Source organism: uncultured Rothia sp. (genome assembly GCF_916049665.1).
Taxonomy (GTDB): domain Bacteria; phylum Actinomycetota; class Actinomycetes; order Actinomycetales; family Micrococcaceae; genus Rothia.
In genome coordinates this window covers 1-14,913 of record NZ_CAJZIE010000056.1, presented here as the reverse complement: position 1 = coordinate 14,913, position 14,913 = coordinate 1, and the positions used below count along the sequence as shown (strand labels likewise).

The 14,913-nt window shown below is 63.0% G+C and carries 14 protein-coding genes; 1 reads left to right on the top strand and 13 read right to left on the bottom strand.

Going from position 1 to position 14,913, the window contains the following annotated elements; all coding sequences use genetic code 11:
- Positions 1 to 171 precede the first annotated feature (171 nt).
- From fabF to QZ540_RS06390, 13 genes are all read right to left on the bottom strand, one after another.
- A complete protein-coding gene (gene fabF, locus QZ540_RS06450; protein ID WP_070688826.1) occupies positions 172 to 1,443 on the bottom strand; it encodes a beta-ketoacyl-ACP synthase II in 1,272 nt (423 codons plus the stop codon).
- Between the two features lie 231 nt (positions 1,444 to 1,674).
- Positions 1,675 to 1,917 (bottom strand): acyl carrier protein, encoded by a 243-nt coding sequence (locus QZ540_RS06445; RefSeq protein ID WP_005507475.1) that lies wholly within the window; start codon positions 1,915 to 1,917, stop codon positions 1,675 to 1,677.
- Positions 1,918 to 2,119: 202 nt separating this feature from the next.
- Positions 2,120 to 3,145, bottom strand: a complete 1,026-nt coding sequence (locus QZ540_RS06440; RefSeq protein WP_294628560.1) for a beta-ketoacyl-ACP synthase III — start codon at positions 3,143 to 3,145, stop codon at positions 2,120 to 2,122.
- A 116-nt stretch (positions 3,146 to 3,261) separates the two neighbouring features.
- Positions 3,262 to 4,161 carry an ACP S-malonyltransferase gene (locus tag QZ540_RS06435; RefSeq protein ID WP_070830661.1) on the bottom strand — a complete coding sequence of 300 codons (900 nt, stop codon included), beginning with the start codon at positions 4,159 to 4,161 and terminating at the stop codon, positions 3,262 to 3,264.
- A gap of 290 nt (positions 4,162 to 4,451) precedes the next feature.
- Positions 4,452 to 5,555, bottom strand: coding sequence for a tyrosine recombinase XerC (locus QZ540_RS06430; RefSeq protein ID WP_294628557.1), 1,104 nt, complete (start codon positions 5,553 to 5,555; stop codon positions 4,452 to 4,454).
- A gap of 156 nt (positions 5,556 to 5,711) precedes the next feature.
- The gene (gene dprA, locus QZ540_RS06425; protein WP_294628555.1) at positions 5,712 to 7,349 is read right to left on the bottom strand and encodes a DNA-processing protein DprA; all 1,638 of its coding nucleotides are present in this window, start codon (positions 7,347 to 7,349) and stop codon (positions 5,712 to 5,714) included.
- A 195-nt stretch (positions 7,350 to 7,544) separates the two neighbouring features.
- On the bottom strand, positions 7,545 to 9,083 hold the full coding sequence (locus QZ540_RS06420; RefSeq protein WP_294628553.1) for a YifB family Mg chelatase-like AAA ATPase: 1,539 nt from the start codon (positions 9,081 to 9,083) through the stop codon (positions 7,545 to 7,547).
- Positions 9,083 to 9,568, bottom strand: a complete 486-nt coding sequence (locus QZ540_RS06415) for a YraN family protein (RefSeq protein ID WP_363279944.1) — start codon at positions 9,566 to 9,568, stop codon at positions 9,083 to 9,085. Before QZ540_RS06415 ends, QZ540_RS06420 begins: the two co-directional genes overlap by 1 nt.
- A gap of 281 nt (positions 9,569 to 9,849) precedes the next feature.
- Positions 9,850 to 10,176, bottom strand: a complete 327-nt coding sequence (locus QZ540_RS06410; protein ID WP_005506259.1) for a DUF2469 domain-containing protein — start codon at positions 10,174 to 10,176, stop codon at positions 9,850 to 9,852.
- 78 nt (positions 10,177 to 10,254) lie between these two features.
- Entirely contained in the window at positions 10,255 to 11,082 is an 828-nt protein-coding gene (locus QZ540_RS06405; protein ID WP_294628551.1) for a ribonuclease HII, read from the bottom strand.
- 15 nt (positions 11,083 to 11,097) lie between these two features.
- On the bottom strand, positions 11,098 to 12,231 hold the full coding sequence (lepB, locus tag QZ540_RS06400; protein WP_294628549.1) for a signal peptidase I: 1,134 nt from the start codon (positions 12,229 to 12,231) through the stop codon (positions 11,098 to 11,100).
- 194 nt (positions 12,232 to 12,425) lie between these two features.
- Positions 12,426 to 12,773 carry a 50S ribosomal protein L19 gene (gene rplS, locus QZ540_RS06395; protein ID WP_049337710.1) on the bottom strand — a complete coding sequence of 116 codons (348 nt, stop codon included), beginning with the start codon at positions 12,771 to 12,773 and terminating at the stop codon, positions 12,426 to 12,428.
- 217 nt (positions 12,774 to 12,990) lie between these two features.
- Positions 12,991 to 13,554 carry a single-stranded DNA-binding protein gene (locus tag QZ540_RS06390; RefSeq protein WP_005506266.1) on the bottom strand — a complete coding sequence of 188 codons (564 nt, stop codon included), beginning with the start codon at positions 13,552 to 13,554 and terminating at the stop codon, positions 12,991 to 12,993.
- A gap of 346 nt (positions 13,555 to 13,900) precedes the next feature.
- On the opposite strand from QZ540_RS06390, the gene QZ540_RS06385 reads away from it, so the two are divergent.
- On the top strand, positions 13,901 to 14,803 hold the full coding sequence (locus QZ540_RS06385; RefSeq protein WP_294628547.1) for an HNH endonuclease family protein: 903 nt from the start codon (positions 13,901 to 13,903) through the stop codon (positions 14,801 to 14,803).
- The last annotated feature ends 110 nt before the right edge of the window (positions 14,804 to 14,913 follow it).

The following is a 14,913-nucleotide window of genomic DNA, read 5'->3' as shown; positions in this document are numbered from 1 at the left end:
ACAGAAACAGGGTCGCCCTCGATAGCTAACTATCACGGGCGACCCTGTTTATTTCTATACCTACAGAGGGTGCGTCGGTAATGCGTGGCGGGGGCTCCGTCCTCAAGGCGCCCCAGCGCCGCAGAGGGGGCACTCCCCCGCTAGCATTATCCGACGTACCCTTTTACGGGATTAGTCCTCTACGGAGCGGAATGCCACAACAGCGTTGTGGCCGCCGAAACCGAAGGAGTTCGACAGTGCCACAATTTCGCCGGCGGGCAGCTCGCGTGCATCGGTCACCACGTCCAGGTCAATCTGGGGGTCCTTATTGTCCAGGTTGATGGTGCAGGGAGCGGTGCGGTGGTGCAGAGCCAATACGGTCAGCACAGCCTCGAGGGCGCCCGCGCCGCCGAGCAGGTGGCCGGTCATGGACTTGGTTGCGGAGACGGCAATGTTCTTGGTGTGCTCGCCGAAGGTTTCGTGCATTGCGGTTGCTTCGGGCAGGTCACCGGCGGGGGTGCTGGTGGCGTGCGCGTTGATGTGCACGACGGTCTTCGGGTCGATGTTGCCGTCTTCGAGGGCTTCGCGCAGTGCGCGGGTTGCGCCGAGTGCTGCGGGGTCGGGTGCGGTGATGTGGTAGGAGTCGGCGGAGACGCCGGTGCCTGCCAGTTCCGCGTAGACGCGTGCGCCGCGTGCCTTGGCGTGTTCTTCGGATTCGAGGATGAGCGCTGCTGCGCCTTCACCCATGACGAAGCCGTCGCGGTCGACGTCGTAGGGGCGGGATGCCTTTTCGGGTTCGTCGTTGCGGGAGGAGAGTGCCTGCATCTTGGCGAATGCTGCCATGGGCAGGGGGTGGATTGCTGCTTCGGCGCCGCCGACGATGACGACGTCTGCCTTGCCGCTGCGGATCATTTCGGCGCCGAGCTGCATGGCTTCGGTGGAGGATGCGCATGCGGAGACGACGGTCTGTGCTGCGGCGCGTGCCTTGAGGTTCATGGAGACGGCTGCTGCGTTGCCGTTGGGCATGAGCATGGGCACGGTCATGGGCAGGACGCGGCGGGGGCCCTTTTCGCGGAGGGTGTCCCATGCGTCGAGGAGGGTCCACACGCCACCAATGCCGGTACCGAAGGCTACGCCGGTGCGTTCGGGGTCGACTTCTTCTGCGGATTCGGCGTCGGGGCCGGAGAATCCTGCGTCTTCCCATGCTTCGCGTGCGGCGATGAGGGCGAGCTGACCCGAGGGATCCAGGCGCTTTGCTTCTACCTTGGTGAGGCGGCCGGATTCGAGGGCGGGCACAGCGAGCTGGCCTGCAATGTATACGGGCAGGTCGTATTCCTTGACCCAGGGGTGGTCGAGGGTGGATACACCAGATACGCCCTTGGTTGCGTTTTCCCAGGTGGTGGGGACGTCGCCGCCAATGGGGGTGGTCGCGCCGAGGCCGGTCACCAGCACTTTTCGAGACATTGTGGCACTTTCTCTTCGGTGGTCGATTTGGTGGTTTATCCGGTGGTGTGTGGATAAAAACCTGTAGGGCCCGGGGTTTGCAGTGGGCGTTTTCACGCCGTGGAGAGTGCAGTCATCGCACTCTGCGTGTTCCCGGGGGTGTGTTGGATTGAAAGCTGAGTGAATAGCGATGCGGCGCGGGCCGGTGAGAGCCCGCGCCGCCTCGTTATTGGTTATAGCTTTGGTTATAGCTTAGGCAGCGTTCGCGATGAACTCGACTGCGTCGCCAACGGTCTTGAGGTTCTTGACCTCTTCGTCCGGGATGGTCACCTCGAACTTCTCCTCAGCGTTCACGACGATGGTCATCATCGAGATGGAGTCGATGTCCAGGTCCTCGGTGAAGGACTTGTCCAGCTGAACGTCCTCAACCTCAACGCCGGTCTCTTCGTTAACGATTTCTGCCAGACCTGCGAGGATCTCTTCCTTGTTAGCCATTCAGGGGCTCCTTTGTTGTTCGATGGTCATCGCACCCACAGTTCGTGGGTACGCGTGCATTACCGAGTTTATCGTGTCTGCGTGGTGTACGCATGCGTCAACTCGGAGTTTTAGGGGATGCTTTCCCGCTTTATTTTCTTTCTCGTGCACCGGCTTGGTGCCGGGCTGAGGGGGCGGGGAGCATCGGGCTCCGGGGTCTTTCTTAGGGAAGGACGACTACCTGAGCTGCGAATGCCAGGCCGGCACCGAAGCCGATCTGCAGGGCGAACTTGCCGGAGAGTTCCGGGTTCTCCTTCAGCAGGCGGTGTGCGGCGAGGGGTACCGATGCGGCGGAGGTGTTACCGGCATCGACGATGTCGCGTGCCACTGCCACCGTGTCGGGAAGCTTGAGGGTCTTGACCATCTGGTCAATGATGCGGGCGTTTGCCTGGTGCGGGATGAGCGCGCCGAGCTCGTCGGGGGTGATACCGGCGGTTTCGAGTGCCTGCTTGGCGACCTTCGCCATTTCCCATACTGCCCAACGGAAGACGGAGGGGCCGTCCTGGCGCAGGGTGGGCCAGATTTTTTCGCCTTCCTGCACGGGGTTCGCAACGAAGTCGCGGTTGCGGATGTCCAGCAGGGAGCGGTCCATGCCGACGGTGCCCCAGCGGGAGCCGTCCGAACCCCATACGGTCGGGGCGATGCCCGGCTCGTCAGAGACACCTACGACTGCTGCGCCTGCGCCGTCGCCGAGCAGGAAGGAGATGGTGCGTTCGGTGTTGTCGATGAAGTCGGAGAGCTTCTCAACGCCGATGACCAGCACGTGCTTTGCGGTGCCCGCGCGGACGAGGGCGTCTGCCTGGGCGATGCCGTAGCAGAAACCTGCGCACGCTGCGGAGATGTCGTATGCGGGGCACTTGGAGCCGATGGCGTCGGCGACCAGGGTTGCCAGGGAGGGGGTTGCGTAGGGGTGCGAGATGGTCGAGATGATGACCGCCTCAATGTCCTCGCCTGCTACGCCGGATGCTTCGAGGGCGTCCTTTGCGGCACCGATGGCGAGGTCGGCTACCGACTGGTTTTCGCTGGCGCGGTGGCGGGTTGCGATGCCGGTGCGCTGCTTGATCCATTCGTCGGAGGAGTCGATTGCCTCAACAATGTCATCGTTGGGGACGATGACCTCGCCGCGGGCTGCGCCGTAACCGAGGATGCGGGAGTAGCGGTTGATTTCGTACTGCTTGAGGGTAGTCACGTATTCAATCCTTAGTGCTGATGCTTGCAAGGCAGTGTGTGCCTCGCATGTCTAAAGTGCATGTCTAGTGTGAAGGGTTCCTGGTGTGAGGAGAGCGGGGTGCTCTCCCCCGGCGTTTAGCCCTTCAGCGAGGCAAGATCCTCGGGGGTGTTGATGGAGGTTCCGGGCACGCCGCGCATCGCACGCTTAGCCAGGCCGACCAGGGTGCCTGCGGGGGCGACCTCGATAATACCGGCGACCTCACGCTCAAGCAGGGTTGCCATGCACAGGTCCCAGCGGACGGGGCTGGTCACCTGGGAGACGAGGGTCTTGACGAACTCTTCACCGGATGCCACGGCGGAACCGTCGCGATTGGTCAGCAGTGCGGAGGTCGGGTCGGAGACCTTCAGGGATGCGGCGAACTCTTCCAGTGCGGGCACGGCGGGTGCCATTGCCTCGGTGTGGAATGCGCCAGCGACCTTCAGGGGGATGACGCGAGCGCGTGCGGGCGGGTTCGCGGCGAATGCTTCGATGGCGGGGATGGGGCCAGCAGCTACAATCTGGCCGCCGCCGTTGGAGTTTGCGGCAACGAGACCCGCTGCCTCGATGGCTTCGCGGACGTTTTCTTCAACGCCGCCGAGTACCGCAGCCATGCCGGTCGGGGAGGCGGCTGCCGCCTCCGCCATGCCGTTGGCGCGCACGCGCACGAAACGCATTGCGTCTTCGTCGCTGAGTACGCCCGCGAGGGCTGCCGCGGTGATTTCGCCGACGGAGTGGCCCGCGAAGATGAGCTCTTCACCGTCGAGTTCGCGCAGTGCGAGGCGACCGGTGACGATGCCTGCAGCCACGATGAGGGGCTGGGCGATGGCGGTGTCCTTGATGGTTTCTTCTTCGGCTTCGGTGCCGTAGTGAATCAGGTCGATGCCTGCCGCTTCGGAGAGTCGTTCCAGGTGCTCACGCACACCTTCAATCTCGAGCCAGGGGCTCAGGAAGCCCTTCTTCTGGGAGCCCTGTCCGGGGCAAACGAGTGCGCGCATGCGGTGCGACCTTTCTGGTTTTTAGTACTCGTACGCGGTGCCTCCGTAGAGACGGAGACCACGGCTAGTCTGTTACCTATGCTACCTTGTTCAGCCGCTTTGTATAAACATCCCAGTGCAGACATTCGGGGCGCACTGGGAGTTTAGGCGGTGGTTGAACAGTGTATAGCTTAGATTGAACTCACCCATTCGTACAACCCGGACGGGCAAGGTTCAAATAGAGAGACATGAGCGGCGGCGTTCCGAAGTGCTCCCCCGTGCTAGGCGGCGGCCTTCCCCGGGCACGAAACCTAGGCTCGCGGATGCGCCCGCGCGTACGTCTCCGCCAGACGCTTCATCGAAACGTGCGTGTAAATCTGCGTGGTCGCCAACGACGAATGGCCCAGAAGCTCCTGCACCGAGCGAATATCGGCGCCACCGTCCACCAGATGAGTCGCCGCCGAATGACGCAAAACGTGCGCCCCCGACGCCTGAGTGTTCTCCACCGTGCGCAGCAGGCGGGTCAGATCCTCACGAATCTGACGGGCATTCGCACGCCCACCGCGAGGACCGATAAACAGCGCCGTCACGCCCTGCGCGCCTTCCGGAATCCACTGCGGACGACCATAGGACACCCAACGATTCAACGCCTTGAGCGCCGGGGTTCCCAGCGGCACCACGCGCTCCTTATTGCCCTTACCCAGCACGCGCACCGTCTTATTCGCCCGGTCCACGCTCTGCAAATCCAGGCCGGTCAACTCAGAAATACGCATGCCCGAGGCGTACAGTACCTCAACGACCGCCTCCAAGCGCAGTAGGCGCGCATCACGAAGATCCTGCGCCCTGCGCTCCTGCAGAGTCGCCAGCAGCTGGTTCATCTGCTCGCGGCTCAACACCGGCGGCAGGTGACTCTCCCGCTTGGGGGTGCGCATACCGCGCGTGGGGTTGGCGTTCACCAGCTCCTCCTCCTGAGCCCAGGTGAAGAACGTGCGCAGGGTCGAGCCGCGGCGCGCCACCGTAGAACGAGCCGCCTGCCGCAGGTGCAACGAACCCAACCACTCACGAATCAGGGACGCATCAATGCTGTCCAGGTGCCGCACACCGCGGCGCGCCATATAGCCGAAGAAGCCCTCCAAATCCGAAATATAAGAGCGGATCGTCTCTTCGGAACGGTGCTTCTCATAGCGCAGAAACCGCTCAAAACGGTCCAGGACGGGGCGGAACACTTCGCCGGAAACACCCAGTGCCGATTCGGGTAGAGCAGAGCCGGGTAGGGCGGAGCTCTCTACATGCTCCGGCGCAAGCGTGCGGGTGTAGGTTACCGGCAGGGTCGTGGAGGGAGCCTCGTCCCGGTATTCCTCGCGGTTCTCGTTCCGGTTTTCAGCCCGGTTTTCGTGCTGGCGGGCGGGGGTCATGCGTCCCTCCTTTCGTGTGTTCTCGATGCGCCTATCGATGGTGCGGCGGCGGGGTAGGCGGCGAGGGGTAGGCTCCGCGCCAGTGCGCGCAAGCCTACCCCCAATTGTAGAGAGGTTCCGCGCTCTCCACGTGCCGCCCCGTCATCAGGAAGATCTTTACGCCGCGATAGCAGGGCGGACCTTCCTCCAGCTCGTTCCGCTACTCTCAGCAAGACCGCAGCGCCCCAGGTGGAACAGGTCAGCCATCACGTCGCGGGCGCTCAGCCCGAGGGCTGCGGCAATCTCGTCCACGCCACGGTAGGAGCGCGGGCTCAAATCGTCCCAGACCCTACCCTGTCGTTCGGTCAGCTCATCCAGCGCCGTCGAGGATGCAGCAGATGCCGGATCCCACTCGCTCTCATGTTCGGTGCCCAGCTCGAAACCGGCGGCGGCATCATACTCAAGAATATCGGCGGCTTCGGTAAGCGTTTGCGCTAGTCCATCGCGCAACAGACGGTTCGTGCCCACCGAGTTCGGCGAATTAATCTGCCCCGGAACCGCCCAGAGGGTACGCCCAATCTCCATCGCGTGACGAGCCGTATTCAGGGCACCGGAACGCCAGCGCGCCTCCACCACAATGGTGTGCCGCGCCAACGCCGCAATCAGGCGGTTACGCTCTAGAAAACGCCAGCGCGTGGGGGTGTTGCCCACGCTCACCTCGCTCATGATGAGCCCGCGGTCAACAATCATGTTCAGCGCATCCGAGTTCTGCGCCGGGTACAGCCGGTCCAGCCCACCCGCCATGAAGGCGATGGTCGGCAGGTCGCTGCCCTGCTGGGTCAGCGCCGCCCGATGCGCCGCAATATCAATACCCATCGCGCCGCCAGAAATCACCGTGTACCCGCGGCGCGCCAACTCGGCGGCGAGGTGGGTCGTCGCCTCCGTGCCGTAGATGCTCGGGTCACGCGAACCGACCAGCGCAACGCTCGGGGCAGACGCCACATCCAGCAGGTGCCGAGAATCGCCTCGGCACCACAGCCCGTACGGTCGGGCGGGCCCCAAATCGTTCAGCTGCGGCGGCCACAGCGGATCGGCGGGAGTGACCAGCCACGCCCCGCAGGTTGCCGCCATGTGCGCCTCCGCGTTCAGGGTGCGTTCCATGCGGCGGTTCCAGCGCAGGCGGCGGGTTGCGAGCGCCTTGCCGAACTTATCGCGGCTCATCTGATGCTCGCCCGGCGTGTAGTAGCCATTCGCGCTGGAAAACAGGGCGGACTCCCCTTCCGCGGGTGCGCCCACCGAGTTCAGAAATTCGCTGAGCTGCGTATCCGGTTCGCCGTGCTCCCAGGTGTGCTCATCCGGGATATGCCCGGTCAGCAGGTAGTGCAGGGTCAGTGGGGCGCCCAGAGTGGTGAGGGACTCGACCACGAGCTCATCGGCGGGTTCGGCGTAGCGCATCAGCTGAGCGGTGCAGCAGCGGATGTACTCGCGGCACGCCGCCTCAAGCTCCTGCGCGCTGAGGGTGGGATTGAACAGGGGTGCGGGGTCGGGGCGCTCACCCTGATGCTCCTCCCCCGGCTGTTCCTCCCGGTTCATCTCTTCCGGGCTCAGCTCTTTCAGGTACACCGGGTTCAGACAGGAAGCGAGGAACCCCGGCAACCGCGCCGCGTTATAGGGGCTCGGCGAGGGTTCCTGCCCCAGCGACAGAATATGAGCCACCCTCTCACGCACCAAGGCGTGCGCATCCAGGGTGCGGCCGGGCAGGCGGATCTGCAGTTCCTCTTGCACAAAATCCTCCGCCGCGCGCTCCTCAGGCACGCTCACTTCTGGCAGGCTCTCTTCAGGAACATGCTCTTCCGGCGCTGTTTCTCTCAGCCCATTTTCTGTCAATTCAGCCTCTTCAGCTCGTTTTCTTAGCTTCTTCTCACTCATGACGTTCTTCTCCTCTCGTGAGTGACTCAATCTCGTTGCCACCTCGGCGTTCAAAGCTTCGGCGCACTATTCCAGTTGCCTCTATTTCAGCTGCCCCTGCTGCCTCAAAAAGAGCGCCACATCCAGGTGCTCCCGGCTCGGGTAGGCGGCGCCCTCCAAATCGGCGAGGGTCCAGGCGATACGTAGCACCCGGTCGTAGCCGCGAGCCGTCAGCGTTCCGCGATCCACGGCGGCGTTCAGCTCGCCGGTGAGCTTCGCATCCAGACGTAGCGGGCCGCGCAGAATCTTGCCATTCATCTCCGCGTTCGTCTTCAACCCGTACGGCTCCAGGCGCTCACGCTGAGCCTGCCGCGCCGCCATGACGCGCTCACGAATCTGCGCTGAACTCTCGTTCACCTGCCCGCCTGCAAGCTCCGTGGACGACACCTTCGGAACCGTCACATTCACGTCAATGCGGTCCACCAGCGGGCCGGACAGCCGCCCAAAATAGGCGCGACGCTCACGCGGGGCACACGTGCACTCTGTACCGGTGCCCACGTTCATGCCGCAGGGGCACGGGTTCGCCGCCAGAATCAGCTGAAAACGCGCCGGATACGTCGCCGATGCGCTCGAACGGTCCAGGGTCACGGTCCCCGACTCCAGGGGCTGACGCAGCGAATCAAGCACCGTGCGCTTGAACTCCGGCGCCTCGTCCAGGAAGAGCACGCCGCGGTGCGCTTTAGACACACAGCCGGGGCGGGGAATGCCGCTGCCGCCACCCAGAATCGCCGGCGCGGAGGCGCTATGATGCGGCGCCTCAAACGGCGGCTGACGCACCAGCTCACTCAGGTGCTCCCCCGCCGAGCAGAGGGAACGAATCGCGGTCACCTCCATCGCGGCATCGTTATCGAGGGTCGGCAGGATGCTCGGCAGGCGCTCCGCCAGCATGGTTTTACCCGAACCGGGCGGGCCCGTCAGCAGCATGTGGTGGCCACCCGCAGCGGCAATTTCCAGGGCGAAACGCCCCTGTGACTGGCCGGCAACATCGCTCATATCCGAGGGAATTTCAGCCGGTTTCGCCGCCGGTGCGCTCGCCTCCATCTGCGGGGCGGGCGGGTAGGTCAGCTTCTGGCTCTCCGCGCCGAGAGCGGCAAAAACCTCCGCCAGGCAGCGGAAACCGCTCACCTGCGCGCCGGGGATGAGCGCCGCCTCCTCAGCATTTTCGGCGGGCACAATCACGCGGTGGTGACCGGCGTCCACGGCGGCTTTAACCGCGGGCAGGATGCCCGGCACGGGGCGTAGCGTCCCGTCCAGGCCCAGCTCGCCCAGGAAGACGCTATCGCCGCTGGGGTGAAGTTTCTTCTCCGCTTGCAGCGCCGCCACTACGATGGCAAGGTCAAACGCCGAGCCGCGCTTGGGCAGGGTCGCCGGGGTCAGATTCACGGTGAGCCGATGCTGGGTCAGGGTGATGCCGGTGTTTTTCGCCGCGGAGCGCACACGCTCTTTCGACTCGTTGAGGGCGGTGTCCGGCAGGCCCAGTAGCACGAAGCCGGGCAGGCCCTGCGAAATGTCCGCCTCAACGTCAACAATGTGCCCGCGCAAGCCAACCAGCGCCACGGAATAGGTGCGTGCGAATCCCATTACGCCACCGCCTTCAGGTGCTCGAAGGTGAAGGTTTCGCAGGTCCCGGTCACCGCAATTGCGTCAATGCGAAAGCGCGGAAAATCCAGGTTCTCACGCAGGCGGCACCAGAGAATCGCCAGCGAGCGCGTGCGGCGCGCCTTGTCGCGGTCAATGGACGCGAACGGGTGCCCGAAGTCTTCACTGCTGCGGGTCTTGACCTCAACGAACACCAGCTCGTCCTCGGGGTCAATGGCGATCAGATCGAGCTCCCCGCGGATCTGTTCGTGTTCCAGCCCGGCGGGCGGTCGCCAGTTCCTCTCCAAGATTCGATAGCCGTTCGCCTCAAGGATGCGGGCGGTCAGTTCCTCGCCCCACCTGCCGACGCTGTGGGCGCGGGGCAGGGTTCGCTGGAGCTGGGTTCGCGGAGGCTGGGTGCTCTGGAGCAGGGGTCTGTTGGGCGCGCTTCGGGTTGCGGCGCGGGCTGTTATTCGGGCTGTTGTCATGGGTCTCTCCCCCGGTAGATAGCGGTTGTGCTTCTACTGTGCCCGCCGCGCGCGTGCCCGGATGCGGTTAACGAAAAACTGTGGATAACCTCGGCTCCCAGAAGGAATTAGAGGTTATCCACAGTCGTTTATTTGAAATTTTGGGGCATATTTTTCAAAAATACCGCCCGGGCGCCGATTCGGCGCGTCATATTTGCGCGGGTTCATCGCCTGCTTCCTCCGCATTCCAATCATCCGGCGCCGGTGCACTGACCCCGGTTAGGTATCGAATCAGGCTTGAGCTAGGCGTTGAAGTCCGGCATTTCCGGCACGGTGAACTCCTGGTTGGGCAGGCGCTCCTCCACGTTTACGTCACGCACCGAGTAGGCGTGCACCTTCTTTACAAAGCGGTTGGAGCGGAACACGTCCCACACCCACACGTCGCTCATGCTCACCTCAAAGTAGAGGGTGCCGTCCTGCACGTGCGGGGTGACGTCCACCTGGTTTGCCAGGTAGAAGCGTCGGTCGGTTTCTACCGCGTAGCTAAAGAGCGACATGACGTCTTTGTATTCGCGGTAGAGCGCCATTTGGGCGTCGGTCTCGTAGTTTTCGAGGTCTTCTGCGCTCACTACTCTTCCTTTCCTGGGCTTTCTTAGTACTGATTCAGCGGTGGCATGGGGGCTCCCGAGGGTGCCGCACCCTGCGCCTTAGCCGCGCTGTGCTGCCGCCGCCTCAATCTGCTCGGCAGTCGCCGGAAGCGACCATGACAGTCGATGCTGCGGGCTGGGGCCCTGCACACTAATCGCCTCGCGGTGCGCGGCGGATCCGTAGCCCTTGTTCTTTGCCCAGCCGTACCCCGGGTAGCGGGCGTCCAGCTGGACCATCAGCTCGTCACGTTCCACCTTCGCAACCACCGAGGCGGCGGCGATGGAGGCGCACTTGTAGTCACCCTTGATGACCATGGTCACCGGCATCTGCGCGGGCTCGCCTACACTCCCCTCGCCCACACCGTCCCATGCCTGTGCGAGCAGTGCGTTGTAGTGTGCCTGCGCCGGATCCGGTGCCAGCGCACTGAACAGGTCCTCCTGCGGAGGGGTGAACCAGTCATGCTTACCGTCCAACAAAGCGGCGTCGGCACGGTATCCGCGGCGCGCCAGTTCGGCGAGCGCACGCTGGGCGGCAAGCCTCAGCGAGAGGGTCATGCCGAGCCGGTCAATATCTGCCGGTTCCACGTGCCCGACCGCCACGGCGCACCACTGGCGAATCTCGGGAACCATGGATTCGCGGCGTGCCGGTGAAAGCGCTTTGGAGTCAATCAGACCACCCACCTCGAGGGTGGCGTCCGGGGTGAGGATTGCGACGCCCACGGTCACCGGGCCCGCCATGGAGCCGCGGCCCACCTCGTCGATTCCGGCAACCGTGCGGGCACCGGAAGCGAAGAGCTGCTGCTCGTATTCGAGGTCGGCGGCGGGCGGGGTTGCCTTCGCGGGCTTAGTCTTCGCGGGTTTCGTTGCGCTCTTCTGGGCGCTCGCCATCATTCCCAAGCTCGCTTACTCGGAGGGGGTGGAGGTCGGCGCAGGAACCGAGGAGAATACGGAGCTCTCGTCAGTCAGCAGGCCGAAGTGGTTCAGCGGCCACGCCACGACGAACACGTTACCCTGCACGTCGTCCTTGGAGATGAACGCGGTGCCGTCACTAATGTGGTAGCGGGAGTCGGCGGAGTTGCTACGGTGGTCACCCATCACGAAGTACTTGCCAGCGGGCACGGTCACCTTGAAGGGGACCTCCGAGGGGTTGTTGCCGGGGTACAGGTACGGTTCGTTAATCTCTACGCCATTGACCTTGATCTTGCCGTTGCCGTCACTTTCGACCACGTCACCGGGGGTACCGATAACGCGCTTGACCAGGAAGTTCGAGGAAGTATCCGGCAGAATACCGGCGAAGGACAGGGCATCCTTGAGCGGGCTGCTGGTCTTCTGGGTGGAGGGAATCCAGCCCTGAGAGTCCTTGAAGACGATGACGTCGCCGCGCTTGGGCTCGCTAAAGTAGGAGCCCGCCACGTTGATGAACACGCGGTCGTTGACCTGCAGGGTCTGCTCCATGGAGCCGGAGGGAATGTAGAAGCCGCGCAGCAGGAAGGTCTTCACCAGGAACGCGATGACCAGCGCGTAAAGGATGACGGTGCCACCCTCGCGTGCCTGCACCCAGAACCATTCGCCGAGGCGGCCTTCTTCCTGCGCCTGGGAGTAGGTCAGCTCCGCCTGTTCGGCACGCTTTGCCTTGCGGCGTTCCCTGGGGGTCATTTCGGAGAAGTCCTTGGTGGGCTCCACGTCTGCGGTAGTCTCCTCGTCGGTGGCTTCTTCGCGCTTAGTATTCTTCTTCGCGTCCTTCGCGGCGGTACCTGCGGAGGCGGCGCTCGCCTCGGCGCTGGCTACCACCTCGTGATCGCGCTCAGATGCGCCCTTGGCGTCACGTTCGGTGGAAGAGGTAGCGCTCCAGGGGGTAGCCTCCTCGGTAGCGACCTTTTCAGCGCCATCATTCTCTGCGGCAGCCTTCTCAGCTGCTGCCTTTTCGGCGGCGAGGCGCGCAAAGTATTCTTCCATTTCGCGGCGCTCGCGGCGGCTTTGAGGCTGGTATCCCTCAGGGAAGGGGCTGGTGTTCGCAGTGTTCTTGTCGTCTGCCATGCTGGAGTGAGCCTTTCGTTTGAGAGATACCTAGCTCGAGTGAAACGGTACCTAGCTATTGTATCGAGAGTGTTTGCGCTCTTGGGCTTTTGTTTCCTGAGAGCGGCAAGGTTCTCAGAATATGCAAAAACCGCTCCTCTCCCGCGGAATGCGGTTGGGGAGCGGTTTGCAACAGAATTCTGTATCTATAAAGATTAGAACTCGCGCTTCTCGCGGATACGAGCAGCCTTACCGTGGCGGTCGCGCATGTAGTACAGCTTTGCACGACGGACGTCACCGCGGGTCACAACCTCGATCTTCTCGATGGAGGGAGAGTGAACGGGGAAGGTACGCTCAACACCAACGCCGAAGGAAACCTTGCGGACGGTGAAGGTCTCGCGAACGCCTGCACCCTGGCGGCCAACGACGAAGCCCTTGAAGACCTGGATACGGTGGTTCTTACCTTCAACGATCTTAACGTGAACGTTCAGGGTGTCACCGGGGCCGAATGCGGGGATGTCGTCACGGAGGGACTTCTTGTCGAGGAAGTCAAGAGTCTGCATAGTTGTAGATCTCCAGAGTCATCTGCCGCAGGTCAAATAGACTCAGATTGCTCTGCCCCACTGCGGGACAGAAAACTTGATGCTTCGGACAGGATTGGTGCCCGAAGGCTGACACCGTTGGTCGCTCTCCCCCCTGCGGCAGGGGCGTGCCCGATGTCAACACAATGCTCCATTATCCCAATGCACCCGCGTTTATGCAAGCATCCGGGGAGCACTTTTAGAAGGGGGGTTCGTCACTCTGCGCTCCCCCGCTCTGGGATGCGCCGTCCTGTACCGGAGCGCCCGGAGCGGTCATGCCCGGCGCCTCCGGGTTCTGCTGGGGTGCGTACTGAGGTGCTTCCTGCGGCGGCGCGTACTGCTGCGGCGCACCCGGCATACCCTGCTGAGGTGCGCCCTGCAGGGAGCCTTCGTTGACCGTGCGCTTCTCCACGGTGCGGGCGAAGGTGCTCGTACCGTAGTTCAGGTCGTGACCGATGCCGAAGGCATCCACTTCTACCGTGGTGCCCTGCGTGCCGTCTTCGCGGTTCCAGCGGCTAATGCGCTGGCGGCCACTCACGACCAGCGGCTGCCCCTTCTCAATGGAGGTGGCAATGTTCTGGGCGAGGCGACGGTAGGCTTTCACGGTGTACCAGTTGGTGGTGCCTTCTTTCCAGGTGCCGGTAGCATCCTGCCAGCGAGGGGTACTGGCGAGGCGAAAGTTCACGACGGGCACCCCGTTGGGCAGGGTGCTCAGTGCCGGGTCGGAGGCGGTGAATCCGCGGATCAGGATGGTGTCGCTCATGGTTTCTCCTTAGAAACTAGTGGGTGGGTTCCTTCACCTTGCCAGGGCTGACCCGCTCCCGCATCCGGCGGTTACCGCTCCTGTGGATAACTTCGCGTTTTACGGTTTTAAGCACCGCCTGTGGATAGGATTTTTGAACTTTTCACCCCGTTTTTTCAAAAATCGCCCGCGGGCAACGCATTCCCTTCAGAAATATGACGACTACGCCCCATCCGGCATCGTGATAGGTATCTCAGCGCCGGGGCGGCTATTTTTGCCCTCCAGTTCACTATTTCCACCCCGCTCCCTCTATCCTTGATGATGCGGTGCACTCAGCCGCATCCCGTCTACCCGCCTTGGAGAACCCGTGAGCAAAAAGCCCGCGAACAACAACCTGCCTTCCCTGCAGGAACTTCAGCAGCTGCAGCGCAACCTGCCCAAGCTGCCCGATTCGATGGACCCGCAGAAGAAGCGCCTCATTTACGGTCTGCTCGCCCTGTTTGCCGTAATCGTGTTGATCATTGGTCTGGTCTACGTGAGCAAGAACGGCGTGGATGGGCTGCTCGGCACCGATAAGAGCACCTCATCCACCGCAGATGACGAAGAAGCGAACGTCGCAACGGAAACCCTCGCCGAGGTCAAGAACCCCTACAAGGCGGTTGACCCCGCAACCGCGCTCGCACCGGATCTGGCGACCGCGAAGAGCGAACTGGCGTCCCTACAGGTGAAGGATCGCGCCTCGAAGGCCGGCTACTCTCGCGACCAGTTCGGTCCCGCATGGGATGACGTTGACGGCAACAAGTGCAACACCCGCGACGATATTCTGCGCCGCGACCTGACCAATGTTCGTTTCAAGGCCAGGACCCACGCTTGCACCGTGATCAGTGGCACTCTGGATGACCCGTACACCGGTAAGACCATCGAGTTCAAGCGCGGCAAGAAGACCTCTTCGGCTGTGCAGATTGACCACGTGATTGCTCTTTCGAACGCATGGCAGACCGGCGCGCAGGATCTGACTGCCGAACAGCGCCGCCAGCTGGCGAACGACCCGGAGAACCTGCTTGCCGCGGACGGTCCGGCGAACCAGCAGAAGTCCGATGCAGACGCCTCCGAGTGGCTGCCGAGCAACACCGCCTACCGCTGCACCTACGTGGCTCGTCAGGTGCACGTGAAGGCGAAGTACAAGCTGTGGGTGACCGCGGATGAGAAGAAGGTTATGGAGCGCGTCCTCAACTCCTGCAAGGACACCAACCCGACTAAGAAGAAATAGTCCCGACCAAGAAGTATCCTCCCGGCACCGCCTCCTTACGTACGGCGGCGCAAAACGTAAATGCATAAAGAAAACCGCAGATCGGAAGAGCACACGTCTGAACTCCAGTC

What these genes read in the sequence shown, in the direction of transcription:
- fabF (WP_070688826.1), bottom strand. Translation starts at nt 1,443, where the DNA reads ATGTCTCGAAAAGTGCTGGTGACCGGCCTCGGCGCGACCACCCCCATT.
- QZ540_RS06445 (WP_005507475.1), bottom strand. Translation starts at nt 1,917, where the DNA reads ATGGCTAACAAGGAAGAGATCCTCGCAGGTCTGGCAGAAATCGTTAAC.
- QZ540_RS06435 (WP_070830661.1), bottom strand. Translation starts at nt 4,161, where the DNA reads ATGCGCGCACTCGTTTGCCCCGGACAGGGCTCCCAGAAGAAGGGCTTC.
- QZ540_RS06430 (WP_294628557.1), bottom strand. Translation starts at nt 5,555, where the DNA reads ATGACCCCCGCCCGCCAGCACGAAAACCGGGCTGAAAACCGGAACGAG.
- QZ540_RS06420 (WP_294628553.1), bottom strand. Translation starts at nt 9,083, where the DNA reads ATGGGATTCGCACGCACCTATTCCGTGGCGCTGGTTGGCTTGCGCGGG.
- QZ540_RS06415 (WP_363279944.1), bottom strand. Translation starts at nt 9,568, where the DNA reads ATGACAACAGCCCGAATAACAGCCCGCGCCGCAACCCGAAGCGCGCCC.
- QZ540_RS06405 (WP_294628551.1), bottom strand. Translation starts at nt 11,082, where the DNA reads ATGGCGAGCGCCCAGAAGAGCGCAACGAAACCCGCGAAGACTAAGCCC.
- lepB (WP_294628549.1), bottom strand. Translation starts at nt 12,231, where the DNA reads ATGGCAGACGACAAGAACACTGCGAACACCAGCCCCTTCCCTGAGGGA.
- rplS (WP_049337710.1), bottom strand. Translation starts at nt 12,773, where the DNA reads ATGCAGACTCTTGACTTCCTCGACAAGAAGTCCCTCCGTGACGACATC.
- QZ540_RS06390 (WP_005506266.1), bottom strand. Translation starts at nt 13,554, where the DNA reads ATGAGCGACACCATCCTGATCCGCGGATTCACCGCCTCCGACCCGGCA.